At 59.4% G+C, this 24,567-nt stretch carries 26 protein-coding genes; 18 read left to right on the top strand and 8 right to left on the bottom strand.

The features are described 5' to 3' along the window. Positions 1-8: 8 nt before the first annotated feature. From folK to OKC41_RS05720, 4 genes are all read left to right on the top strand, one after another. Positions 9-506 carry a 2-amino-4-hydroxy-6-hydroxymethyldihydropteridine diphosphokinase gene (gene folK, locus OKC41_RS05735; RefSeq protein ID WP_039040848.1) on the top strand — a complete coding sequence of 166 codons (498 nt, stop codon included), beginning with the start codon at positions 9-11 and terminating at the stop codon, positions 504-506. Between the two features lie 20 nt (positions 507-526). Further along, complete coding sequence (panB, locus tag OKC41_RS05730) at positions 527-1,321, top strand: 3-methyl-2-oxobutanoate hydroxymethyltransferase (protein ID WP_039040847.1); 795 nt, start codon at positions 527-529, stop codon at positions 1,319-1,321. A 96-nt stretch (positions 1,322-1,417) separates the two neighbouring features. Continuing rightward, positions 1,418-2,272, top strand: a complete 855-nt coding sequence (gene panC / locus OKC41_RS05725) for a pantoate--beta-alanine ligase (RefSeq protein ID WP_270671784.1) — start codon at positions 1,418-1,420, stop codon at positions 2,270-2,272. A gap of 20 nt (positions 2,273-2,292) precedes the next feature. Further along, positions 2,293-2,640: a putative quinol monooxygenase gene (locus OKC41_RS05720; RefSeq protein WP_010675576.1), complete on the top strand. Its 348-nt coding sequence runs from the start codon at positions 2,293-2,295 to the stop codon at positions 2,638-2,640. Between the two features lie 60 nt (positions 2,641-2,700). Here OKC41_RS05720 and OKC41_RS05715 read toward each other — a convergent pair whose 3' ends face one another. The 3 genes from OKC41_RS05715 to hpt all read right to left on the bottom strand — a co-directional run bounded on the left by OKC41_RS05715 (position 2,701) and on the right by hpt (position 5,031). Further along, positions 2,701-3,474, bottom strand: a complete 774-nt coding sequence (locus OKC41_RS05715) for an ABC transporter permease (RefSeq protein WP_010675577.1) — start codon at positions 3,472-3,474, stop codon at positions 2,701-2,703. Next, on the bottom strand, positions 3,471-4,388 hold the full coding sequence (locus OKC41_RS05710; RefSeq protein ID WP_039040845.1) for an ABC transporter ATP-binding protein: 918 nt from the start codon (positions 4,386-4,388) through the stop codon (positions 3,471-3,473). Before OKC41_RS05710 ends, OKC41_RS05715 begins: the two co-directional genes overlap by 4 nt. 112 nt (positions 4,389-4,500) lie before the next feature. Further along, positions 4,501-5,031, bottom strand: coding sequence for a hypoxanthine phosphoribosyltransferase (gene hpt / locus OKC41_RS05705; protein WP_010675579.1), 531 nt, complete (start codon positions 5,029-5,031; stop codon positions 4,501-4,503). A gap of 201 nt (positions 5,032-5,232) precedes the next feature. On the opposite strand from hpt, the gene OKC41_RS05700 reads away from it, so the two are divergent. Beyond that, the gene (locus OKC41_RS05700; protein WP_029314803.1) at positions 5,233-5,847 is read left to right on the top strand and encodes a TetR/AcrR family transcriptional regulator; all 615 of its coding nucleotides are present in this window, start codon (positions 5,233-5,235) and stop codon (positions 5,845-5,847) included. A 73-nt stretch (positions 5,848-5,920) separates the two neighbouring features. Here the strand turns inward: OKC41_RS05700 and OKC41_RS05695 are convergent, their stop codons facing one another. Next, positions 5,921-6,532: a flavin prenyltransferase UbiX gene (locus OKC41_RS05695; RefSeq protein WP_167826065.1), complete on the bottom strand. Its 612-nt coding sequence runs from the start codon at positions 6,530-6,532 to the stop codon at positions 5,921-5,923. Continuing rightward, positions 6,529-7,899 carry a UDP-N-acetylmuramate:L-alanyl-gamma-D-glutamyl-meso-diaminopimelate ligase gene (gene mpl, locus OKC41_RS05690; protein ID WP_270671783.1) on the bottom strand — a complete coding sequence of 457 codons (1,371 nt, stop codon included), beginning with the start codon at positions 7,897-7,899 and terminating at the stop codon, positions 6,529-6,531. The genes OKC41_RS05695 and mpl overlap by 4 nt, the downstream gene beginning before the upstream one ends. A 233-nt stretch (positions 7,900-8,132) precedes the next feature. On the opposite strand from mpl, the gene ppa reads away from it, so the two are divergent. After that, on the top strand, positions 8,133-8,663 hold the full coding sequence (gene ppa / locus OKC41_RS05685) for an inorganic diphosphatase (RefSeq protein WP_005335667.1): 531 nt from the start codon (positions 8,133-8,135) through the stop codon (positions 8,661-8,663). Between the two features lie 25 nt (positions 8,664-8,688). Here ppa and OKC41_RS05680 read toward each other — a convergent pair whose 3' ends face one another. Then, positions 8,689-9,039, bottom strand: a complete 351-nt coding sequence (locus tag OKC41_RS05680) for a hypothetical protein (RefSeq protein ID WP_270671782.1) — start codon at positions 9,037-9,039, stop codon at positions 8,689-8,691. Positions 9,040-9,162: 123 nt separating this feature from the next. On the opposite strand from OKC41_RS05680, the gene OKC41_RS05675 reads away from it, so the two are divergent. The 12 genes from OKC41_RS05675 (at position 9,163) to OKC41_RS05620 (ending at position 21,577) form a co-directional block, all read left to right on the top strand. Next, the gene (locus OKC41_RS05675) at positions 9,163-10,041 is read left to right on the top strand and encodes a hypothetical protein (protein WP_010675584.1); all 879 of its coding nucleotides are present in this window, start codon (positions 9,163-9,165) and stop codon (positions 10,039-10,041) included. A gap of 204 nt (positions 10,042-10,245) precedes the next feature. After that, positions 10,246-10,788, top strand: coding sequence for a YtfJ family protein (locus OKC41_RS05670; protein WP_010675585.1), 543 nt, complete (start codon positions 10,246-10,248; stop codon positions 10,786-10,788). A gap of 43 nt (positions 10,789-10,831) precedes the next feature. Next, positions 10,832-11,122, top strand: coding sequence for a hypothetical protein (locus OKC41_RS05665; protein WP_080768013.1), 291 nt, complete (start codon positions 10,832-10,834; stop codon positions 11,120-11,122). Positions 11,123-11,158: 36 nt separating this feature from the next. Beyond that, entirely contained in the window at positions 11,159-11,743 is a 585-nt protein-coding gene (locus OKC41_RS05660; protein WP_270671781.1) for a DUF2796 domain-containing protein, read from the top strand. Between the two features lie 4 nt (positions 11,744-11,747). Next, positions 11,748-12,434: an ABC transporter ATP-binding protein gene (locus tag OKC41_RS05655; RefSeq protein ID WP_039040841.1), complete on the top strand. Its 687-nt coding sequence runs from the start codon at positions 11,748-11,750 to the stop codon at positions 12,432-12,434. Between the two features lie 58 nt (positions 12,435-12,492). Continuing rightward, a complete protein-coding gene (locus OKC41_RS05650) occupies positions 12,493-13,740 on the top strand; it encodes an ABC transporter permease (protein WP_042880464.1) in 1,248 nt (415 codons plus the stop codon). Between the two features lie 31 nt (positions 13,741-13,771). Continuing rightward, positions 13,772-14,248 (top strand): DUF3299 domain-containing protein, encoded by a 477-nt coding sequence (locus tag OKC41_RS05645; RefSeq protein ID WP_010675589.1) that lies wholly within the window; start codon positions 13,772-13,774, stop codon positions 14,246-14,248. Between the two features lie 120 nt (positions 14,249-14,368). Next, complete coding sequence (locus tag OKC41_RS05640; RefSeq protein WP_270671780.1) at positions 14,369-15,217, top strand: TIGR03899 family protein; 849 nt, start codon at positions 14,369-14,371, stop codon at positions 15,215-15,217. Between the two features lie 237 nt (positions 15,218-15,454). Then, entirely contained in the window at positions 15,455-17,083 is a 1,629-nt protein-coding gene (locus tag OKC41_RS05635; protein WP_270671779.1) for a PAS domain-containing methyl-accepting chemotaxis protein, read from the top strand. Between the two features lie 964 nt (positions 17,084-18,047). Next, complete coding sequence (locus OKC41_RS05630; RefSeq protein ID WP_104454733.1) at positions 18,048-18,395, top strand: hypothetical protein; 348 nt, start codon at positions 18,048-18,050, stop codon at positions 18,393-18,395. A 144-nt stretch (positions 18,396-18,539) separates the two neighbouring features. Then, positions 18,540-19,493 carry a S9 family peptidase gene (locus OKC41_RS05625; protein ID WP_270671778.1) on the top strand — a complete coding sequence of 318 codons (954 nt, stop codon included), beginning with the start codon at positions 18,540-18,542 and terminating at the stop codon, positions 19,491-19,493. Between the two features lie 386 nt (positions 19,494-19,879). Next, a complete protein-coding gene (locus OKC41_RS05620; RefSeq protein WP_124812821.1) occupies positions 19,880-21,577 on the top strand; it encodes an AAA family ATPase in 1,698 nt (565 codons plus the stop codon). 439 nt (positions 21,578-22,016) lie between these two features. Here OKC41_RS05620 and cysC read toward each other — a convergent pair whose 3' ends face one another. Both cysC and OKC41_RS05610 read right to left on the bottom strand, forming a co-directional pair. Continuing rightward, on the bottom strand, positions 22,017-22,607 hold the full coding sequence (gene cysC / locus OKC41_RS05615) for an adenylyl-sulfate kinase (RefSeq protein WP_270671777.1): 591 nt from the start codon (positions 22,605-22,607) through the stop codon (positions 22,017-22,019). Positions 22,608-22,841: 234 nt separating this feature from the next. After that, positions 22,842-24,566: an SLC13 family permease gene (locus tag OKC41_RS05610; RefSeq protein WP_261999482.1), complete on the bottom strand. Its 1,725-nt coding sequence runs from the start codon at positions 24,564-24,566 to the stop codon at positions 22,842-22,844. Between the last annotated feature and the right edge of the window lies 1 nt (position 24,567).

The following is a 24,567-nucleotide window of genomic DNA, read 5'->3' as shown; positions in this document are numbered from 1 at the left end:
ATCCGCCGATGATCGAGGTCTTCGTCGCCATCGGCTCCAACCTGGCCGACCCCCTCGGCCAGGCTCGTCGCGCCATCGCCGCGCTGGCGACCCTGCCCGAGTCAGAGCTGCTGCAGACCTCCCACCTTTACGGCAGCCGCCCCATGGGCCCTGCGGATCAGCCGGACTACGTCAATGCCGTGGCGCGCCTTGCCACCCGCCTCAGCCCTCTGGCGCTGCTGGACGAGCTGCAGCGCATCGAGCAGGCACAGGGGCGAGTGCGCAAGGATGAGCGCTGGGGCCCCCGGACCCTGGATCTCGATCTGCTGCTGTACGGCGACGAGGTCATCCGGCATGAGCGCCTGACGGTGCCTCACTATGGCATGAAGGAGCGGGAGTTCGTCCTGCTCCCCCTTGCCGAGATAGCCCCCTCCCTGGTGCTGCCCTGCGGCACCCCGCTCACCGAACTGGTTGCCCGCTGCCCGCGCAATGGACTCGCGATCCTGGCCGGTGCAGCAGGCGAGTAGAGAAGAGTAGGAACAACGTAATGAGCAAGATCACCACTACCCACCTGCAGAAGATGAAGCAGGACGGACAGAAAATCACCGCCATCACCGCCTATGACGCCACCTTCGCCAAGCTGTTCGACGACGAGGGCGCCCAGGTGCTGCTCATCGGCGACTCCCTCGGCATGGTATTGCAGGGCGGAGACGACACCCTGGCGGTCAGCATGGACGAGATGGTCTATCACACCCGCTGCGTGGTGCGCGGCACCACCAATGCCCTGGTGGTGACCGACATGCCGTTCATGAGCTACGCCACCCCGGAGCAGACCTACCAGAACGCGGCGCGCCTGATGGCGGCCGGTGCCCGCATGGTGAAGATGGAAGGGGGGGACTGGCTGTGCGACTCCATCCGCCACCTGACCCGTAACGGGGTGCCGGTGTGCGGCCATCTCGGCCTGACCCCGCAATCCGTCCACGTGTTTGGCGGCTTCAAGGTGCAGGGGCGCGACGAGTTCCATGCCCAGGAGATCTACCGCCAGGCGCTGGAGCTGCAAGCGGCTGGCATCCAGTTGCTGGTACTCGAGTGCGTGCCCGTCTCTCTGGCAGAGCGCATCACCAAGGCGCTGCGCATTCCGGTGATCGGCATCGGTGCCGGCCCTGCCACCGACGGCCAGATCCTGGTGATGCACGATGCCTTCGGCATCACCTCCGGTTATGTGCCCAAGTTCACCAAGAACTTCCTGGCCGAGACCGGTGACATGCGTGCCGCCATTCGTCTCTACGTGCAGCAGGTGAGCGAGGGGACCTTCCCCGGCCCCGAGCACTGCTTCAACTGACTTTCTGTCGTCATGAGCGCGGGGGGCTGTGCCCCCGTCTCGCCCTCCCCCCTGACGACCCCCTCTTTTATTGATTCATCTGAAGGTGAACTGACGATGTTGGTTGTGAACAATCCCGCCGCGCTGCGCGAGCAGATCGGTCAATGGCATCGCGAAGGCCGCGCCATCGCATTCGTGCCCACCATGGGCAATCTGCATCAGGGTCATCTCACCCTGGTCGAGGAGGCCCGCCGCCATGGCGACAAAGTGGTAGTCAGCATCTTTGTGAACCCCTTGCAGTTCGACAAGGCCGAGGATCTCGCCAACTACCCCCGCACCCTGGAGCAGGATTGCGCCGCCCTGGAGGCCGCCGGTGTGGACTTGGTCTTCACCCCGACGCCGGAGATCATGTATCCCCAGGGGCTCGCCAGCCACACCTTCGTCGAGGTGCCCGGCATCTCCAGCCTGCTGGAAGGGGCGCTGCGTCCGGGGCATTTTCGCGGGGTCAGTACCGTGGTCACCAAGCTGTTCAATCTAGTACAACCGAACGTGGCCTGCTTTGGCGAGAAGGATTACCAGCAGCTCGCGCTCATTCGCAAGATGGTGGCCGACATGGCCATGCCCATCGAGATCGTGGGCGTGCCGACCGTGCGGGCCGAAGACGGGCTGGCCCTCTCTTCGCGCAACGGCTATCTGACCGCTGCCGAACGGGCCATCGCCCCCGAGCTCGCGCGCACCATGAACTGGATTGCCGAGCAGATTGAAGCGGGGAACAGTCACCTCCCCTCCCAGGTTGCCCAGGCCAGCCAACGCCTCGACAACGCGGGATTCAGGACGGATGCCATCGACATCGTCGATGCCGACACCCTGGAATCCGCCAGCGCCGAGAGCCAGCGCCTGGTGATCCTGATGGCCGCCTATCTGGGCAAGGCCCGCCTCATCGACAACCGGGTCGTCGCCCTGCGGGGTTGAGACACGGCAAGGAGACCACGATGTCCAAGAAGGTTTACTGCATCGCCCAGTTCCAGCCCAAGCCGGGCCAGGAGCAGGCCCTGTTCCGCGTCCTGCAAGGGCTCGAACCCGACACCCTGCGTGAAGATGGCTGCCTGCAGTACATCGTCACCCGCCATATCCAGAGCCCCTTTGCCGAGGGGGAGAGCTTCCCCATCGTCTTCAACGAGATCTGGCGCGACATGGCGAGCTTCGAGGCCCACTGCCAGCGCGCCGGTATCAAGGCCTTCTTCGAGCGCTACTGCCTCGCAGATGATGGCCTCGCGGCCAAGTGGAACGTCTGCGTCTACAGCGACGAGCCCGCGGACTACGATGCCCCGGCCCTCTGAGGCCGACATGTGCAAATAAAAAGGCGCCCGAGGGCGCCTTTTTGCTGGCAGGTGTGCGCCTCAGTGGCGCAGACCGGTGCCGCGGGAGATGAGCCACCAGGCCATCCCGTAGAGTACCAGGATGAAGCCGATGATGATGAGATAGGCGGTGCCGAGGGGCACGTCGGAGATCCCGAGGAAGCCGTAGCGGAACGCGTTCACCATGTAGATGATGGGATTCACCTGGGAAACCCCCTGCCAGAACGGCGGCAGCAGGGTGATGGAGTAGAAGACGCCCCCCAGATAGGTCAGGGGAGTCAGGATGAAGGTCGGGATGATGCTGATGTCATCGAACGACTTCGCGAACACCGCGTTGATGAGCCCCCCCAGGGAGAAGAGGATGGAGGTGAGCAGCACGGTCACGCAGACGCTGAACAGGTGATGGATCTGCAGCGGCACGAAGAACAGCGACACCAGGGTGACGATGAGGCCGACACAGAGGCCGCGCGCCACGCCACCGCCCACATACCCCGCGATGATGATGTAGTTGGGCACCGGCGCCACCAGCAGCTCCTCAACGTTGCGCTGGAACTTGGCGCTGTAGAAGGAGGAGGCGACGTTGGAGTAGGAGTTGGTGATGACCGACATCATGATGAGGCCGGGCACGATGAACTCCATGTAGCTGAAGCCACCCATGTCACCGATGCGCGAGCCGATGAGGTTGCCGAAGATGACGAAGTAGAGGCTCATGGTGATGGCGGGCGGCACCAGGGTCTGGATCCAGATCCGGGTGAAGCGGCTCACTTCCTTGGCCAGAATGCTCTTGAAGGCGATGTAATAGGTCATGGGGTTCATGCTTTGCGACCCTCCTCTACCAGATTGACGAACAGCTCTTCCAGCCGGTTCGCCTTGTTGCGCATGCTGAGCACCTTCACCCCCTGGGCGGAGAGCTGCTCGAACAGGCTGTTGAGGGACTGGCTCTTCTCCAGCTCCACTTCCAGGGTGTTCTCATCCTGCATCCGGCCGTTGAACTCGGGCAGGGCCGGTACGGTGGAACCCGGCACCAGATCCAGCAGGAAGGTCTCGCGACCCAGCTTGCCGAGCAGGCTCTTCATGCTGGTGTTCTCGATGAGGCGCCCCTTGTCGATGATGCCGATGTTGCGGCACAGCATCTCGGCCTCTTCCAAGTAGTGGGTGGTCAGGATGATGGTCACCCCCTGCTCGTTGAGATCCTTGAGGAAACTCCACATGGAACGGCGGATCTCGATGTCCACCCCGGCGGTCGGCTCATCCAGGATCAGCAGCTTGGGCTCATGCATCAGGGCGCGGGCGATCATCAATCGGCGCTTCATGCCACCGGAGAGAGTGCGAGCCGCCATGTCGCGCTTGTCCCACAGATCGAGCTGGCGCAGGTACTTCTCGGCGCGCACCTTGGCCTCGGCCCGCGGCACTCCATAGAAACCGGCCTGGTGAGTCACTATCTGGCTCACCTTCTCGAACTGGCTGAAGTTGAACTCCTGGGGCACCAGACCGAGCTGGGACTTGGCCAGCTCCAGATCGGTATCGATGTCATGACCGAATACCTTCACCTTGCCGGCACTCTTGTTGACCAGTGAGCTGATCACGCCGATGGTGGTGGATTTGCCCGCCCCGTTGGGACCGAGCAGGGCGAAGAAATCCCCCTGTTTGACGGTGAGATCGATGCCCTTGAGGGCTTCGACGCCCCCCTGATAGGTCTTCTTCAGACCGCTGATTTCCAATGCGTTCATTGCAACCCCTGTGATGGATGAGCCCATCTCGAGACAGAAAAGGCGGCTGTGACGCCGCCTGAAGACAGTCGATGGCGGGCCGGCCAGCCTGCCTTGCTACTTCGGACCCGGCTTACTCTTGCGGTACCACCTTGCCAATGAAAGGCAGGTTACGGTACTTCTGGGCGTAGTCAATGCCACAGCCCACCACGAACTCGTCCGGGATGGAGAAGCCAAGCCAGTCCACCGGTACCTGAACCTCGCGGCGGGACGGTTTGTCCAGCAGGGTGCAGATGGCCAGGGATTTCGGCTCGCGCAGGGAGAGGATCTCGCGCACCTTGTTGAGGGTGTAACCGGTGTCGATGATGTCCTCCACGATCACCACGTCCTTGCCTTTGATGTCGTCATCCAGATCCTTGAGGATGCGCACGTCACGGGTGCTGTGCATGCCGGAGCCATAGCTGGAGGCAGTCATAAAGTCCAGAGTGATGGGCAACTGGCACTGACGGCAGAGATCCGCCAGGAAGACGCAGGAGCCGCGCAGCAGGCCGATCATGACCACTTCCTCGGAGCCCTGGTAACGGGCGGTAATCTCTTCACCCAGCGTGGCGATCCGGGCTGCAACCTCGGCCTCGGGGATCATCACCTCGACAATGTGTTTCATCACATACTCCAATAATGACCAAAGGGTTATTGGCCGTTCATTAACGTCAAAACCGAGGATTCTACCACTCCAACCAGTGGGCGTCAGGCATACGTGATGCTTTTATCGGCTTATTTTAATTGATAGAGTTAGCAAGCCTTCGGGCATTATCGGTGACAATACTATAAACACCATAATCAATAACTATTAGATGAAAAAACTATGGAACCACGCGCAGAAATAAGACGTCGAACCCGGCTTTCGCCGGAGGCTCGCCGTGATCAATTGATGGAGTGTGCCGTCGAGGTATTTTCCCGTCGCGGCATCGGCCGTGCGGGGCATGCCGAAATAGCCGAACAGGCAAAGGTCTCGGTTGCGACCGTTTTTAACTATTTCAATACTCGTGAAGATCTGGTCGACGAAGTGCTGACAGAAATCGAAGCCTTCGTACAGCAGATCCTCGAACAGGCCTACAACGGTCAGGGCTCCGCCAGGGAGAGCATTCACCGCCACGTGAAGCTGTTCGTTGACGCCGCCTATGACAAGCCCGATCACGCCAGCATCTGGCTGGAGTGGAGCTCCTCGGTGCGGGAAGAAGTGTGGCCTCGCTACACCCGGCTGCTGGACAAGGCGCTGGAGCGCATTGCCCCCCACCTGCAACGGGCCATCGACAACGGCGAGATCCAGAGCGTGCTGTCGGCGCAGGATCTGGCCCGCTCCCTGACCGGTTTTGGCTATGTGATGATGCAGATGATCAATCAGCCGCAGCGTCCGAGCCGGGAAGAGGTGACGGATTTCCTGTTCAAGTACGTGACGGCCCCCATCCAGGCCAGCTGACTCGCGCAGATGTTGACAAAGCGGCGCCGGGCTTTACAGCCCGGCGCCGCTTTTTTGTCCGCTCCCCGCCGTATCAGTGGTTTGCATAACCCCAGCGACTGGTCAACTCATGCTCGACACCCAGGTGGTCGAGGATGCGGGCGACCATGAAGTCCACCAGATCTTCGATGCTTTTGGGTTCATGGTAGAACCCTGGCGCCGCCGGCATGATGGTCACGCCAAGACGGGCAAGCTTGAGCATGTTCTCCAGATGGATCGCCGAGAAGGGGCTCTCCCGGGGCACCAGAATCAGCTGGCCCCGCTCCTTGATCACCACGTCCGCCGCGCGCTCCAGCAGGTTGTCCGAGGTGCCGTTGGCAATGGCCGAGACGGTACCCATGGAGCAGGGGCAGACCACCATCTGTTTGGGCGCCGCCGAGCCGGAAGCCACCGGCGAGAACCACTCCTCCTTGCCACAGGCGACGATCTGACCCTCTTTGGCACCATAATGGCGACAGAGGTACGCCGACAGCTCCTTGGGGGAGCCCGGCCAATCCTGCTGCTGCTCGGTCTTGAGCACAACCCTGGCCGCCGAGGAGGCGAGCAGGAAGACCCGATAGTCCGCCTGCACCAGGCATTCCAGCAGGCGCAGGGCATAGGGAGCGCCGGAGGCGCCGGTCAGCGCCAGGGTGATGGCCTTGTTCATGATGCGCTCTGCAGCTCCTTGAGGCGGGCGATCAGCTTGTCGTGAATGCCGCCGAACCCGCCGTTGCTCATGATCAGAATATGATCCCCTGGGCGGCTCTCGGCCACCAGGGCGCCAATCAGGGCATCAAGGGCCTCGAATACCCGGGCAGGCCGGGTCATGTGGGCCGTCACCTCCCCCAGATCCCAGCCGATGTTGGGGGGCTGGAAGAAGAACACCTGGTCGGCACCGTCGAAGCAACCGGCCAGCTCCTCCTTGTGAACCCCGAGCTTCATGGTGTTGGAGCGGGGCTCCAGCACTGCCAGGATGCGGGCCTTGCCCACCTTGGCGCGCAGTCCACCCAGGGTGGTCTCGATGGCGGTGGGGTGGTGGGCGAAGTCATCGTAGACGCTGATGCCGGCCACTTCCCCTTTCAGCTCCATGCGCCGCTTGGGGGACTTGAACTGGCAGAGGGCGTTGAGCCCGTGCTCCACCATGACACCGGCATGACGGGCGGCGGCGATGGCCATCAGACCGTTGTTGACGTTGTGCTCTCCGATGCACTCCCAGTGCACCTCCCCCTGCTTGACCCCATCCAGCCACACCTCGAAGGCGGAGCCGTCATCGGCCAGCTTCACCGCCTTCCACTTGGCGTCGTCCTGGCCCACCAGCTCCACCTCGCTCCAGCAGCCCATCTCGCGCACGGCGGTAAGGTTGTCATCGCCTTTGGGGAAGAGCACCCGGCCGTTGCTCGGCACGGTGCGCATCAGGTGGTGGAACTGGCGCTGGATGGCGGCGAGATCCGGGAAGATGTCAGCGTGGTCGAACTCCAGGTTGTTCATCACCAGGGTGCGCGGGTGGTAGTGGACAAACTTGGATCGCTTGTCGAAGAAGGCGCAGTCATATTCGTCCGCTTCAATCACAAAGAAGGGAGCCGAGCCGAGACGGGCGGAAACCGGGAAGTTGCCCGGCACGCCGCCTATGAGGAAACCGGGTTCCAGCTTGGCATACTCCAGCACCCAGGCCAGCATGCTGGCGGTGGTGGTCTTGCCATGGGTGCCCGCGACGGCCAGCACCCAGCGATCTTTCAGCACGTGCTCCAGCAGCCACTGGGGGCCGGAGATATAGGGCAGATTGCGGTCCAGCACATATTCCACACAGGGGTTGCCACGGCTCATGGCATTGCCGATCACTACCAGATCCGGCGCCGGATCGAGCTGGGAGGGGTCGTAGCCTTCGGTCAGTTCGATGCCCTGTTGCTCGAGCTGGGTGCTCATGGGGGGATAGACGTTGGCGTCGGAGCCGGTCACCCGATAGCCAAGCTGTTTTGCCAACACCGCCAGACCACCCATGAAGGTGCCGCAGATCCCGAGAATGTGAATGTGCATACCGCTGCCTTTTCCAGTAAAGGGAGTGCGCATTCTAGGGTCTGTTGACCCGGTGGCACAAGCCGCGCCCATGGGGAGCGAAGGCATCGGTGCCCGCAGACGACAGAAATCGGGCAAGCGCGGGGAAAAGCCACCCTCCAGCACGCCACCCGGCCCTTGAAATATGGTCATTTGACGGGACATCGCTATAATGTCGGCCTGCAAACTTGACTCCAACACTCAAAGGAAACGTCATGAGCCTGAACCTGGTACCGGCCGGCAAGAGCCTGCCTGACGACATCTACGTCATCATCGAAATCCCGCAGAACGCCGACCCGATCAAATACGAAGTCGACAAGGACAGCGGCGCCATCTTCGTTGACCGTTTCATGTCCACCCCGATGTTCTACCCGTGCAACTACGGTTACGTGAACGCCACCCTGTCCCTGGACGGGGATCCGGTCGACGTGCTGGTTCCGACTCCCTACCCGCTGCTGGCCGGCTCCGTCATCCGCTGCCGCCCGGTCGGTGTGCTGAAGATGACCGACGAATCTGGTGAAGACGCCAAGATCGTGGCCGTTCCCCACTCCAAGCTGACCAAGCAGTACGATCACATCCAGGATGTGAACGATCTGCCCGAGCTGCTGAAAGCCCAGATCCAGCACTTCTTCGAGCGCTACAAAGAGCTGGAAGCGGGCAAGTGGGTCAAGGTGGAAGGTTGGGGCGACAAGGCCGCTGCCGAAGCCGAGATCAAGACCTCTGCCGAGCGTTACGCTGCAAAATAAGCGTATTCCTCGCAAAAAAGGCGCCTTATGGCGCCTTTTTTATTGGTCGTTGCGGGGACGCTCCGGGGGGATCCCCCTGGATATAGAGGTCGCGCCCGTTTTGCCGATAGGGGCGGTAATAGTCATCGCCGCAGCGATATTCCTGACCGGCACTTCCCACCAGATCGCAGTTGACCGGCAGCACCTCCAGCCACTTGATGGCCTGCTGGAAGCGCAGCCACTCCTGCCATTCATGCTCCCGGGCCAGCTGATCCCGCAGGGCGAAGGTATCCGCGCTGGACAATCCCTGATTGACGATGACCTGCCCCGCCAGCGCCGGCGTGGCCACCAATATCAGCAGAAACCGTGAAACAAGCTTCATGATGATTTCCCCCATGACTTATTTCCTGAATTAAATTTAAAGTCAGATCAGATAATTACCAATATATCTGTCACCAGACCAATCCAAATGCCGGTCACTCACCTAGTTGTTTATTATCAACCCAGGCGGAGGCGCACCATGAAACTGGCACAAGGCTTTCTGTGCAGTCTGCTCTTCGGCACCATGGCACAGGCCAACGAGATCAACCTGAGCTGGCAGTGGCAATCTGCGGATGGTCAGCAAAAGCACCTGCAATTGACGGCGGATGAGCGCACCTTTTCAGCCAGCCGTCACGAGATGACACAGCTCGACACCGCCCTCAACTTCCCGCTGGAAACACTCTACTCCTACATCAGTCCGCGCCTCTACAACAGCATCAACCAGATCAACCAGCACAGCCCGGAGACGGCCACCAAGTTCCGCAACCTGGAACAGGCCTTTACCCTGCACGACAGCAGCCTCGAATCCGCCCAGTTCTGGCAGGCCTACCGGCAATATCAGGAGGACGCCTTCTACGAGATGCGGGTCCAGCCCTGCGTGCACCCGGCCAACCAGAAGCTGCCCTGTGTGCGCCCCAACTACTCCCAGCTGTTCTATCAGTTCAAGGGAGACCTCAAACCCCTGGCACAGCAGTTTTCGGCCAAGGATCTCGCCACCAGCGTCACCCTGCTGCAGGAGTGGCTGAGCGGCATCCCCACCCCGCCCGAGCAGATGGACCACTTCGCTCCGCCCCTGCAGGCCCTGCAGGACAACAAGGCCGACAGCGACGAGAAGGCGCTGCTCATGGCCAGTCTGCTGGCGGAGCTGGCGCCCCAGTACAGCCTCAGCATCATCTATCCGAACATCAGCATCGGCAGCGTCTCGCCGGCCTGGCTCGCCATCACGGCCGACAGCGGCCTTGAGGGAGACACCCTGGTGATCGGCAATCAGCGCCACGTGCTGCTCACCGGTTCTCCCCTGCTGGCCCAGCAGATGACCATGGCCCAGATTCCCTTGATCAGCGAACCGCTCTACTAGCCTCTTCTGACCATCACTTGCTTTTGATGGATGACATGCCATCCTTGCCGCCGTCATTGGGGGATGGCGCCCATGTTGACAAGATCACCGTCGCACCCTGCATTATTTAACACTTTTTAAACAGATCCGATCAGTTTAGGATGTTCAGGGTCCCATTCCCTCGACCCAAAAATCGTTATAACATCACAAAGGAGTGTCATCCGGATGAAACATCTCGTGCTTACTCTGGCGCTGCTGCCAACCCTGGTCATGGCCCACAACATCAAGGAATCAACCCAGGTGCCGCTGGTCAACATCAGCGACAAGGGGGAGCTGGTGCTCAAGGAGAAGGAGATCAGCTATCAGCCCTGGCAGAGCAAGGTCCTGACCGGCAAGGTCTTCCTGATCCAGCACATTGCGGGTCGCTCCAGCGCCAAGGAGCTCAATGCCCCCATGATCGAGGCGATCAAGGCGGCCAAGCTGCCCCACGACAAGTACCAGACCGTCACCATCATCAACAGCAATGACGCCATCTGGGGCACGTCCGGTTTCGTGAAGAGCAGTGCCGAGGACAGCAAGAAGGAGTTCCCCTGGTCCGCCATGGTGCTGGATGCCAAGGGGATGGCCCGCAACGCCTGGGCGCTCACCCCGGAAAGTTCGGCCATCATACTGCTGGATAAAGAGGGCAAGGTGCTGTTTGCCAAAGATGGCCAGCTCGATGCCGCCGAGATAACCAAGGTGATGGGGCTCATCCAGTCCCATCTCTGAATCAGAGAGAAGGGCGCTGATGGCGCCCTTTCCACAAGGGTCTATGGGTCGTTCCACACTGACAATCTGGGTGTTGCTGCTGGGCTGGTTGTGGATGCAACCGGCGCTGGCACAGCACCCTCTTGAAGCTGCCCTGCCCGATCACGGTCATGCCTGCACCCTCTGCGTCCTGCATCTGGATGGCAAGCTGGCACTGACGCCGACCCCCGTACTCCCTCCCCTCTCCTCTGGCATCGACCGGTATATCGGCACTCCCCAACCGAGGGCGGCCACCGGCACCACGGGACATCGCCGTATCCGCGCCCCGCCGCCCCTTCATTGTTTCTTTTTTTGAACCAATCTTTTCTCTATTTATTCAAAAGGATTAACGATGAAAGCAGTCACCCTGTTGCTGGCCGCTGCCGCCTTCGGCGCCCAGGCCCATCACGACGAACACGAAAGCCACAGCCACGGTGCCCATGAGCACGGTCACGGTCACCTCAACCTGGTACTCGACGGCAACCAGCTGATGATCGAGTTGCAGGCCCCTGCCGCCGATCTGGTGGGCTTCGAGCATGCCGCCAACACCGATGAGGAGAAAGCGCAGTATGCCAAGGCGGTGGCCCGCCTCCAGCAGCCCGACGCCCTCTTCCGTTTCGACCCGGCCGCCGGCTGCAAGCTGATCCAGCAGGAGCTGCAGGCCGCCAAGGAAGATCATGACCATGAGCACGAGCACGAGCACGAGCACGACAAGGCTGATGGCGCTCACGATGAACACCATCACGACGACGCGGGCCATGCGGATATGGGGGCCATGTACACCTATACCTGCGCTACCCCGGCCAAGCTCACCGGTCTCGAGGCCACCCTGTTCAGCCTCTACCCGAGCCTGGAGAAGCTGAGCGTGCAGGGCATACTGCCCACCGGCCAGACCGCCGCCGAACTGACTCCGTCCGCCAACAAACTGGGCTGGTAACACCATGAAACATGCCGTGGTTGAGATCCGTGATCTGGCCTTTGCCTGGCCGGGTCACGAAGCCGTCCTCGATCTGCCCGCCCTTCGCATCCACGAGGGTGAGCGCGTCTTCATCAAGGGCCCATCGGGTTGTGGCAAGTCCACCCTGCTCGGGTTGCTGGCCGGTATCCAGACCGCCAACCACGGCACCCTGGAGGTGCTGGGCCAGCCCCTGGCCCGGCTTTCCGGCCGCGCCCGTGACCAGTTCCGGGCGGCCAATCTGGGGTACATCTTCCAGCAGTTCAATCTGCTGCCGTTTCTCTCGGTGCAGGACAACGTCACCGCTGCCCTCACCTTTTCACCCGCCAAGCGGGCCCGCCTGACAGGGAGCCCCGAGCAGGAGGCGCGCCGCCTGCTGGCAGAACTGCAACTGCCGGATGAGGCGCTCCATCGCCCCGTCCACGCCCTCAGCATCGGCCAGCAGCAGCGGGTTGCCGCCGCCCGCGCCCTGATAGGCTCCCCTCCTCTGGTGATCGCCGACGAGCCCACCTCGGCCCTGGACACCGACAACCGGGCCGCCTTCATCCGACTGCTGTTCGAGGAGTGCGACAAGCAGGGGTCTACCCTGGTCTTCGTCAGTCACGATCCCTATCTGGAGCCCCTCTTCCCCCGGGTGGAGAACCTGCAACAGCTCAACCGGAGGGCGGCATGACCACACGCCATCATTTCGCAGCCCGTCCGGCCATCTCCCCTTCACTGCGGAGGCTCTCATGCTGAAACTCGCCCTGCAAAGTCTCTGGGCCCGTCGCCTCACCGCCGGGCTCACCCTGCTGGCCGTCGCCATCAGCGTCACCCTGCTGCTCGGGGTGGAGCGGGTGCGCAGTCAGGCACGGGACAGCTTCGCCAACACCGTCTCCGGCACCGATCTCATCGTCGGCGCCCGCTCCGGCCAGGTGAACCTGCTGCTCTATTCGGTGTTTCGCATCGGCAACCCCACCAACAACGTGGGCTGGGACTCCTACCAGGCAATCAAGGCCAGGCCCGGTATCGCCTGGACCATCCCCCTCTCCCTCGGCGACTCCCACAAGGGGTTTCGCGTGCTCGGCACCAACGGGGACTACTTCACCCACCTGAAGTACGGCAAGCAGCAGGCGCTCGTCCTGCGCGAAGGCCGCCCCTTCGAAACACCGTTTGAAGCGGTGCTGGGTGCCCAGGTGGCCGAAAAGCTCGGCTATCACCTGGATCAATCCATCGTCATCGCCCATGGCGCCGGCAACACCTCGTTCAGCCAGCACGACAACATGCCGTTCAAGGTGGTGGGGATCCTGGCCCCCACCGGCACCCCCATCGATCGCACCATTCATGTGCCGCTGGCGGGCATAGAGGCGATCCACCTGGGCTGGGACACCGGTCGTCACAGCAAGAACGTGACCCCGGAACAGGCGATGGCGCTGGATCTCACCCCCAAGACCATCACCGCCTTCATGGTGGGGCTGAGCAACCGGATCCTGGCGTTCCAGTTGCAGCGCAGCGTCAACACCTATCCCAGGGAGCCCCTAATGGCCATCCTGCCGGGAGCCGCTCTGCAGGAGCTCTGGGGGCTGATGAGCGTGGCGGAGACCGCCCTGTCGGTGATCGCGGGCTTCGTGGTGGTGGCGGGCCTCATCGGCATGCTGACCACCCTGCTCGCCGGCCTCAACGAGCGGCGCCGCGAGCTCGCCATTCTGCGCTCCCTGGGGGCGGGCCCTGCCCACCTCTTCCTGCTGTTGGCGCTGGAGGCGATGGCGCTCACCACGGCGGGCATCGCCCTCGGGGTGGCCGCGCTCTATCTCGGTCAGGGGCTTGCTAGCCCCTGGCTGCTCAGCCACTATGGCCTGCAAATGAGCCTGGGTCTGCCGAGCGCCTATGAGTGGCAACTGCTGGGCCTGGTCTGGCTGGCGGGCATGGTGATCGGGCTGCTGCCTGCCGCCCGCGCTTACCGCTACAGCCTGAGCGACGGCATGAGCATTCGCGTCTGACCCGACGCATCCGACCAAGAGAGAAGAACAGATGATGAAGTGGAAAATAGTGGCGCTGCTGGCCAGCCTGCTGGTGCTGCCTGCCATGGCTGCAGATTACAAGACCATCGACTGGGATATCCTCATCCCGGAGGGGGAAAAACTGCTGCCACCGCCCCAGGTCAGCCATGACGGCGACTTCTCCTCGGTGCCCCAGCCGGTGGGGGGCGTCAACAAGAAGCTGGACAATCAGGAGGTACGGATCCCCGGGTTCGTGGTGCCCCTAGAAGGGGATGCCAAGACCATCACCGCCTTCCTGCTGGTCCCCTACTTCGGTGCCTGCATTCACGTGCCGCCCCCGCCCACCAACCAGGTGATCTACGTGAGCTACCCCAAGGGAGCGCCGGTGGATGACCTCTGGGACGCCATCTGGGTCAAGGGCAAGATGCACACCGTCAGCTCCAGCCACGAGATGGCCACCGCTTCCTACTCCATGGACGCGGTCGAGGTCAGCGTCTACGAAGAGTGAGCCCCTGATGGCCTCCCCCGGGAGGCCATTTTTTATCCCGTGACGACCCCGGCAAAGGGATTGTTCATGGATCTGGTTGGAGTAACATTCACTACCAGACCTTGCCATCACGGAGCCAGCATGGCTGACCTGCCCCCCAAGAAAGAGAGTTCCATCCTGAGCAGCCAGGAGCAGACCCTGCGCCTGGCCCGCAGCCGCGGCATCGATGGCATGCTCACCCGCAACAGCGACAGCACCTTCGAGCAGCGCGCCACCTTCCGCCAGCTGGCGGAGCAGGCCACCCGCCAGCGCAATCTGGAATCCATCATGGTGATGGCCGCGCGCCACTGCGAAGAGACCGCCGCCGGCGGCGAGATAGACAGCGACTGGCTCACCCGCTTCCTGCAACTGGCCGAAGACATCAGCATGACCCCCATGCAGCAGTTGTGGGGCCGCATCTTCGCCCTGGAAGTGGCGACCCCGGGCCGCTTCTCCATCCGGGCCCTCAACACCCTCAAGGAGATGACCCAGCGCGAAGCCCAGCTGTTCCAGCGCATCTGCGCCCTCTCCTGCCACTACGAGGGCAGCGACGAGCAGCGCCTACTGCTGGGCATGCACAAGGGGGCCAGCCTGCTCAGTCGCGCCAAGGTCACCCGGATGGGGCTCGGCAAATACCGGGTGCCCTACAGCGCCCTGCTGCTGCTGTGCGATCTCGGGCTGCTGCACCGTGGCGAGCTCGAATCCGGTCCCCTGCCCGCCGACGGGGTTGAGCTGGCCTTTGGCAACCAGCGCTGGCGTCTGCGCCAACGCCAGAGCAACCTCACCCTGCTCTATTACCGGCTCACCCCCGTAGGCAACGAGCTTGCCCTGCTGCTGGACGAGCCCCCCCTGGAAGAGTACCTGCAGGATCTGAAGACCCTGCTCTCCACTCACCTGCAGATAGAGACCCAGATGCCGGCCCAGGTCAGCGAGCCGGATCTGCCCGCCTGAGGCTGGCGGAGGCCCCGGCCCCGCCTTGCCAAATTGCGAAACCCGCCACGCCATTGCCAAAACGGCTCCCAAAAAGCGAATCCTGACGGCAGGGGCGGACGCGAGCCCGGGCCATGTTCCCCCCTCTGCGGGTTTTGAGCGCAAAAGAGACATATAGAGCGCAATTTAAGCGTTTTTGGGCACTCTGGTGTACGAATTGCAACCAGACTCTCTTTCCTCTGTCAGGCAGGAAGTACCATGAGAGTCAATCAACCCGTTACCCAGCGTGAGCGCCTCTACCCGTCGCACCAGAACCTGATTTCCACCACGGATCTGGAGAGCCGCATCACCTATGCCAACGACGAGTTCTGCCAGATAGCCGGCTTCACCCTGGAGGAGCTGCAAGGGGCGCCCCACAACCTGGTCCGCCACCCCGACATGCCGCCCCAGGCGTTTGCCGACATGTGGCGCCATCTGCGGGAAGGCAAAAGCTGGATGGGCCCGGTCAAGAACCGCTGCAAGAACGGGGAGCACTACTGGGTCAACGCCTTCGTCACCCCCATTCAGGACGCAAGCGGCAAGGTGGTGGAGTACCAGTCGGTGCGCACGGCGCCGGACGACACGATCAAGCAGCGTGCGGAGCGGGTCTATGAAGAGATGCGCCGCGGCAAGACCCCCCGGGCCCTGCGCCTGCCTCCCTGCTGCCACACCCTGGGGATCCACCTCTGCCTGATGGCGCTGCTGGCCAGCCTGGTCACCCTCGGCTATCAGCACGGCCCGGGCTGGCCTCTGCTCATCGGCGCCCTGCCCCTGGTGGTTGCGCTCATCATCTGCCAGATCCTCTCCCGGCGCCTCGCCCGGCTGGAGACCCTGGCCCGCCACCGTTTCGACAACCCCTTGATGCAACTGCTGTATACCGGCCGGGTCGATCGTCTGGCTGCCGTCGAGCTCGCCATGAAGATGAATCAGGCCGAGTTCAATGCGGTGCTGGCACGCACCCAGCAGACCTGCCAGCAGATCGTGCAGGCGGCGCAGACGGATCTGAACAATGCCGAGTCCATCACCGGCAACCTGCAACAACAGCAGGCCCAGACCAACCAGGTCGCGACCGCCATCACCGAGATGACGGCGTCCATTCGCGAGGTCTCCCACAGCTCGAGTGCCTCCTCGGACAGCCTGGACAACACCGCCGTGCTGTTTCGGGAGGGCAATCGCAGCGTGCTCGATACCGTGGCGGCCGTGGAAGGGGTTCACGGCGAGCTGCTCACCTCCCGCGCCGTGATAGAGGCGCTAGCCAGCCAGTGCCGCGCCATCGACGGCATCCTGGACGTCATCAACAACATCGCCAACCAGACCAACCTGCTGGCCCTCAATGCGGCCATCGAGGCGGCCCGGGCGGGCGAGTCCGGTCGCGGCTTCTCGGTGGTGGCGGACGAAATCCGCACCCTGGCCATCAAGACCCAATCCTCCACCGGCGAGATACAGCAGATGATAAGCCTCTTGCAGGCCAGCGCCGACGATGCCCAGCAGGCCATGGCGCAAGGGGAACAGCTCTCCGCCAGTTGCCGCCTCAAGGCCGCCGCCACCGGCGATATCCTGCAACAGATAAGCGAACGCCTGTTGCAGGTGACCGCAGGCAGCAACCAGATAGCCCAGGCGGTGCAGGAGCAGTCCCTGGTCACCCAGGACATCCACCACAGCGTGCTGGACATCAAGCGTCTGGCCGACGACTCCAGCCAGGGCAGCCGCCACGCCGTGCAAGGCATCATTGCCCTCGTGAAGCAGCTCGGGGATCTGGAGCGGCTGGTACGCCAGTTCCAGCAGCATCCCGCCACCCGACCAACCAGCACCGCCCTGACCAGCAGCCAACCCCTGCTGGCCCGCTAAGCCTTCACGGAGGAAAGCAAATCCCATATCAAGACCGTGCGCTAACAATAAAAACGGGCCCCTGCCGTCACCGGCAGCGGGCCCCTCTTTTGGGTGGAGCATAGGAGTCTGAGCGGGTTTCAAATTCGAGTCCTCGACTGAACTCGCGGCTCTTTCGCCCCCTCCCAACCACCTGCTCGCCCTTGCCACGCCGACCCTCTCGGCTGCACCGCATGACCCTCGGCAGGGCAATGACCTCGCTCACTCCCCCATCCATACACCGTGAATGTTGGGCGTTGGGCCTTGAGCGTTGAGCGTTGAGCGTTGCGCCTTGAGATCCCTCTTATCCAACCTGACGCAGGCCCCGCTGGCCCCCCAATTTATTGATCTTGCCCGAGAAATCGCCCGATCCCTCTTCCCTAACCAGCTCCGTTCGGTAACATGGCAATCGGGATCACCTCTTGTCGGAGTCAGCCATGAACCAGACCGGAGCCACAGGAAAAGCGCAGCAGGCTGGAGGCTGAAATTCAGGGGCGGTAGCGTGTTTTCTGCCGGTTGGTGCAGAGCGCAGCGGCGCCCAACAGACGAGCATGGTCACATGAACCAGAGTGGGATAAAGATGGATGGGGTCGAACGGTAACTAAAAATTGGTGATGCAACCAAAGTCAGACTGGACTTCCAGCCACGTTGTATTGCTCATGGTGAGGTTGATGTCCCTCTCGGTTTTGGCGTTGAAATTCTATTTTCTGCTGCACACATGATCGATATTGAACGACCACCTCAAGAGTATATTGATTGGCAATGAGACCAAAATCCAGAGGGAACCTGGTCGAGAAACGGATGCATAATCGATGTGCCAAGAGAAACTGTCATCGCTCGGTGTTTTCAGTCCCATTGACCTAAATGGTTATTTTTGTTGCCGCAGAGTTTAGCGGTTGTATGTTATCAGCCCCTTGGTGGGCATTACTATTCACAAGGACGTGTCATGAAAAAATCCTCTATTGGTGCTGTGTTTTTACTTAGTTCAAGTGCGCTAGCCAACCCATATAAAAGTGAATTTGTTGATGTGGCATTTCAAATACAAGAAGGAAAAAATACATTTCAACTGGTCTGTCAACCCAAGCTCACCATGGGGGAGCTGCCCAAAAACTGGGTTGATACGTGCAATCAGATTGGCAAGAAGTTTTTGGAGTTGGCTGTCGAAAGCGGAATGAAGGTCGACCCCATTGACAACGCGTTTGGTTTGGCTGGTGAACTTGCTCAAAAAATGTCGAGTGACTTGCCAGAGAATGTGGTCCCCACACAAATTATTAGCCGTGAATTTGGTGGTTAATCACTGATAACAAGGTGCGAGAACCAATAAAAGCCGGGCTGGGGCGGTTTTCACTACGCTTCCTCAGCCCTTTTCCATTCAAGAGGAATGAAGGTTTCAGCACTGATTAACGTACTGCCTCTATCATGACTATCAGGGAATAATATGCAAGTCCGCACAATATCTTTACTCTTGCTCATTTTTTCCTGCTCGGTAAGCGCAACAGCGATCATGACTCGCACAGTTAGCAGGGATGATGGTTCGTTTATCTCCTATTATCTTGTCCAACATCTCCATGACACAGATACACTGCTGTTGATCCTGCAAGGCTCTGATTGCAATAGTGTCTTGAAAATAGAGTCCATACTCACCGAGTATAAAAATGTCTGGCCAGAAGCTGATGTGTTGCTAATCGAAAAGTACGGCATTAATCGCAAATTAAAATACAGTAAAGGTGCCGAACGCAAGGATTGCCCTGCCCAGTACCTTGAAAAGGACAATCCTGCGCAGCGGGTCGCGGATATCAAAACAGTGCTCGATATCGTTAGAAAAGATGGGCAATACAAGACATTTATCCTCTTGGGCGGCAGTGAAGGTGCCGTTATCGCCAACCGGGTGAGCGCAGAAGTTGACTATATCGATGCCGCTATCTCCTTTAATGGCGGTGGCCGCTGGTTTATCGATGACGTCTCACACAGCATCGCGGTAAAGCATAAAAACCCCGCTGCGGCGAAAAAAGAGATCGATGACTTTAAAGGGTTTGCCGAGCATGTTCTTCACAGCAACCCCTTTGAGATTGACGTCAGCGGGCATGGCTATCATTGGTGGCAGCAGATGCTCTCCATCGATCAGCTGGATACCCTTATAAAAGTCAATTCTCCTTTACTGATCATTCAGGGTGGAATGGATACTTCGGTATCACCGCAAAAAACAGATGAGTTGGTGCAGCGCCTTAAAGAACTCGGGAAGAACAATATCGAATATCGGCGTTACGAAGCACTCGATCATGGATTGAAAGACCGCGACGGGAAAAGCCTGCGCAAAAAAGTCGTGAGCGATATAAATTTTTGGTTAAGGTCGAAGCTAGGTAACCCAGCCAATAAATCCAGCGATAACTGATTGAAGCTAGACTGGCTGGTAATTGCCCTATTTATACTGTGATAAAAATTTATTAATTCACTCTCGCCGGAGTCAGCTATGAGTCAGACAAGAGCCACACCACAGGGAGAGCACAGCAAACTGGAGGCTGGAACTCAGAGGAGAAGGCGTAGCAATGTCTTCGCTTCCCATGACCGGCTACATGAATTTTTATATTGCGGTAATTGTTGCATTAAAAAGAACGTCAAACGAACACGTCCTACTTTAGAGCTTGACTGATAACACGTTGTTTTGAAATTTACTTTTCAGTGTAATTACCAGAGCGAGACGGTGTTATACATGAGACAGTACTAACATTTTAATACTATCTTCCATCTAATCATTGTTAGTCACATCAACGGAAAAATATGCTCAAATCAATAAACATCCAAAAGTTCAAGGGGATTCACGAGATAGATCTACAGCTTGGGGAAATCAATGTTCTCGTTGGCGGCAACAATGCTGGCAAAAGCTCCGTTCTCCAAGCAGTTCAATTCGCTGTATCCGTGGCTCAGACAACCAGTACACAAAATACGCGATGGACAGGGAATCGTATGCCTTCGTCGCTTAGCTCCAGTGACCTGATTTATTCCCCAATTAATGACATCTACTCACTTGGATTCAATGGTTTGCTCCAAGAAGATTTGGCCGAAGCAATTCAAATTGCATTTGAGTCTGAAATCGACCAAACAAAAGTAATAGTTCGTAAAGGCCGGAATAAGAATATTACGATAGCCATAGAAGGAAGGGTACTCGGTGAACAGCTCAGAAATTTAGAGGAACCGTTCTGCATCATCGTTCCTGGCCTCGCGGGTATTCCTGCTCAAGAAACCTACAAAACCCCAACGGTAGTAAGGCGGCTAGCGGCACGCGGTGACTCCAATTCCGTATTCAGGAATATTTTACTTCAGTTAAAGAAGCTTCCTGCTGATTGGGAAGGATTCGCTGAACTACTTGAAGAAATATATCCTGGCATTGATGTCGCGGTCTCATTTGATGAACAAGCAGACGAATTCATAAATGCAACCACTACTCAAGCTGGAATAACATTGCCGATTGATGCATCAGGAACAGGGGTTCTCCAAGCAATACAGATACTTTCGTATGTTTTTCTATTCAAACCAAAATTATTAATCCTGGATGAGCCAGACAGCCATTTGCACCCTAACAACCAGAGAAAGCTAGTTGAAATATTGTTAAAGGCACAATCTAAAAACGGCGCGCAGATTATTATTTCTACACACTCAAAGTATATAATTGACGAACTTTTAGATAGCGCTGCTATTTTCTGGATCAATAAAGGTGCCGTTGTAGACAAAATTGATAACAGTGAAGAGGCATATGTTCTTAAGTCTCTAATGGAAATAGGTGCGCTTTCCGAAGGCGAAAACCTCGGCGCGGAGGACGCAAAGGTAACCGTTATTACAGAGGACCAAGAGGCAAGTTACATAAAGTTATTACTGGCGTCCAATGACTGGAACATGGACGATATTGAAATATGGCCTTATCAAGGTTGCTCTAACGTTCAGGTCGCAAATGCTCTAATCAAGTACATACGCCGGAAAAGACCCGAGCAATTAATAATGCTTCATCGAGACCGCGATTTCTTGAGTCAACAGGAGCTTGATGACTATGCGTTGCGCATTGGCGACGATAAAACACGTCTGTTTGTTCCAGAAAAGAATGACTTAGAGGCATTTTTCTTGCGACAGCATCATTTTCTTTCGGTATACCCTGAATTAACGGCGGATGATTACAATGAAATCATTGATGCATCAATTAACGAAAAAAAGGCCGAACTTCTCGAGAAGTTAATAAACACAAGAATTGATGCGCTTCGAAAAAGAGGGGAAAAAGTAAACGAAGGAGCCGTAGCGGTGGAGTGCACAACTAACTTCAACAATAGTCCCATAGATTTCTCCCATGGAAAACTCTTGCTGCGATCCGTCAATTCTGCACTGCGTGCAAAAACAGGTGCTAATTCAAAGTTAGTGGCAAGCAGCCCCGCCCTAACAGCACCAATTCTTCAAGAAATTAAGAATGAGGTATGGCCGCAAAATGGCTAACAAACGCGTCGAGATGGACGCTTCAACAGCTGACGTCACAGTACTTAGGGTAGAATAGCGCAGCGTATTCGGATAATCGCGAATAATCCCGCTACGGCATCAGCAAGGATCGGGAAATCCCCTTGCGGGGCTGATATTGGCAGCCTTGAGGTGGCTCTTGGTTCACCGGTGCCACTATAAGCTGAATTTATAGTTTTTCCGCTATGACCCATTTTTTGCCTATAGTGGTTGCCGCCAGCACACAAATGCTTGTTGAGGCACACTTATCGGCCATAGGTCGCTTGCCAGATGTGCTACCGATTCCATAACACGCTCAGACAAAAAGAGGGTCGCTTTACCCTTGCGACCCCCGCCTGCACTCTATTTACTGCTTACTGCCCAGGTGATTACCCAGTTGCCGGGATAACAACCCAGCTCCTAAGATGGCGCAACTCAACAACTACAGGTAGTTCCCCTGCCGCAGGGCGGTCAGCAGCTCATCCACCAGCGCAGCGACCGGCTTGCCGGCATTCAGCAGATGGATTTCCGGATTTTCCGGCGCCTCGTAGGCGGAGTCGATACCGGTAAAGTTGCGAATTTCCCCCGCCCGCGCCTTCTTGTAGAGCCCCTTGGGGTCACGCTCTTCACAGACGCTAAGCGGCGCATCCACAAACACCTCGACGAACTCCCCTTCACCCACGAGATTGCGCACCAGTTGTCGCTCGGCACGGAACGGCGAGATAAAGGCGGTGAGGACGATAAGCCCCGCATCCACCATGAGTTTTGCCACCTCGCCGACCCGGCGGATATTCTCCTGGCGGGCGGCGTCATCGAAGCCGAGATCGCCGCACAGGCCGTGGCGCACATTGTCCCCATCCAGCAGATAGGTGTGCTTGCCCGAGGCGGCCAGCGCCTGCTCCAGTGCCCCCGCCAGGGTGGACTTGCCCGCCCCGGAGAGCCCGGTGAACCAGATCACCAGGGGCTTTTGCCCCTTCTGCTCGGCCCGGCTCTGTTTGTCGACGGCATGCTGATGCCACACGATATTGCTCATCCAACACTCCTTGATTGGCGCTCACGCCTCAATACTGACACTGTCCGCTACCGCGGGGAGCCGCCTCGCGATGAGGCGGCAAGGTGCTGATGCCCTGATATTGCGCATGCAACACCCCCTGATTGGCGCTCACGCCCGGATGCCAGTGCCCTGGCACTCCCCTGCATCATAAGCAGCCTTGATAAAAGCTGCGTTAACATAAGCAGCCCTTAACACATCCCCCGGTATCAGACCTTAAAACGGAAACAGCAGGGGCACCATGACGATCACCCCGATGCTGTAGGCCAGGGAGACCGGCAGGGCCAGCTTGAGATAATCCGGCATCTTGTAGTTGCCCGCCGCATAGACCATCAGGTTGGTCTGGTAGCCGTAGGGCAGGATAAAGCTGGAGCTCGCCCCGAACAGCACCGCCAGAATGAACGGCATGGTGGAGACGTCCATGCTGAGCGCCAGCTGGAATCCCATGGGGAACGCCAGGGCCGCCGCCGCGTTGTTGCTCATCAGCTCCGTCAGCACCAGGGTAAACAGATAGATACCCACGAAGGCGATAAAGGGACTGGCCCCGTTGAACTCCCCCATCAGCCAGTCGGCGATGAGCTTGGCCAGGCCGCTCTTCTCCAGCTGATCGGCGATGGCGAGCGCCCCGCCCACCACCAGCCAGATATCCAGGGGAAAGCGGCGGCGGATCTCGTCCAGGGTCAGGATCCGTGAAAACAGCAGCGCCACCAGCATCACCAGCAGCCCCTTGAAGAGCGGCACCAGATCGAGCACCGACAGGGTCAGCACCCCGAGGAACCCCGCCACCACGGCGGCGCTGCGTGTGGCATCGAGCCGGGTGGAGGCCTCCAGCCCGCTCACCACCACGAACTCGCGGGAGAGGGACTTGTTGCCCGCAAACTTGGGGCCGGGGGCCAGCAGCAAGGTGTCCCCTGCGTGCAGTTCAATCTGGCCGAGGCCGCCGGTGAGCTGGGTCTCGCCCCGGCGCACCGCCAGCACTACCGCATCGAAATGGGTACGAAACTCCGCATCCTTGATGGTCTGCCCCACCAGGCGCGAGCTGTGGCTGACGATCACCTCCACCAGATGCTGGCCGTTGAGGCGGTGCTGGCCGTAGAGATCCAGCCCCTTGAGCTCCTGCAACACGCCGACGCTCTCCACGTCGCCACAGAACAGCAGCATGTCCCCCTCGTGCAGCTCGTGTTCCGGCTGCACCGGGCAGATCACCTGGTTGCCCCGGATGATCTCGGCAAGATAGAGGCTTTTCAGGCTGCGCAGGCCGTTCTCCTTGACGCTGCGCCCGGCCATCGGCGAGCCGGGGCCCACCTTGGCCTCGAGAAAATAGCCGGATTCCCGGCTCATCTCGGTGTCCTGCTCCGGCAGGTGGCGGGCAAACAGCAGCACGGCGATAAGGCCGGTCAGCAGGGTCCCCGCCCCCACCATGAAGAAGTCGAACATGCCGAGCGGCTTGGCCCCCATCTTGATGAGGAAGCTGTTGACGATGAGGTTGGTGGAGGTGCCGATCAGGGTCAGCACGCCACCAAAGGTCGCCGCGAAGCACATGGGCAGCAGCAGCCGGGAGGGCGCATGGTTGGGGTTGCGCTTGACCGCCCCCAGCATGGACGCCACCACGGCGGTGTTGTTGACGAACGCCGACAGGAAGGCGGTGGAAAACCACACCTTCACCAGCACCTTGTTGAAGGAGCCGGTGCCCACCAGGTTGGCAAACCAGCTCATGACCCGGGTCTTCTCCACCGCGAGCGACACCAGCAGCAGCAACACCAGGGTCAGCAGGGCACTGTTGGTGTAGCCCGCCACCACGGCGTTGATGTCCGCCAGGCCGCTCAGGTAGGTGATGAGCACGGCGCCCGAGAAGAGCAGCGCCGGCCGGAGTTTGCCCTGGATCAGCAGGGCGACGAGGGCAGCCAGCAGACCCAGCACCAGGGATTGTTGCCAGGTCATG

Origin of the sequence: Aeromonas sp. QDB17 (assembly GCF_027705305.1) — a bacterium.
Lineage (GTDB): Bacteria > Pseudomonadota > Gammaproteobacteria > Enterobacterales > Aeromonadaceae > Aeromonas > Aeromonas caviae.
The sequence above is the reverse complement of the archived record's forward strand: the minus strand, read 5'-3'. Positions and strand labels throughout refer to the sequence as shown.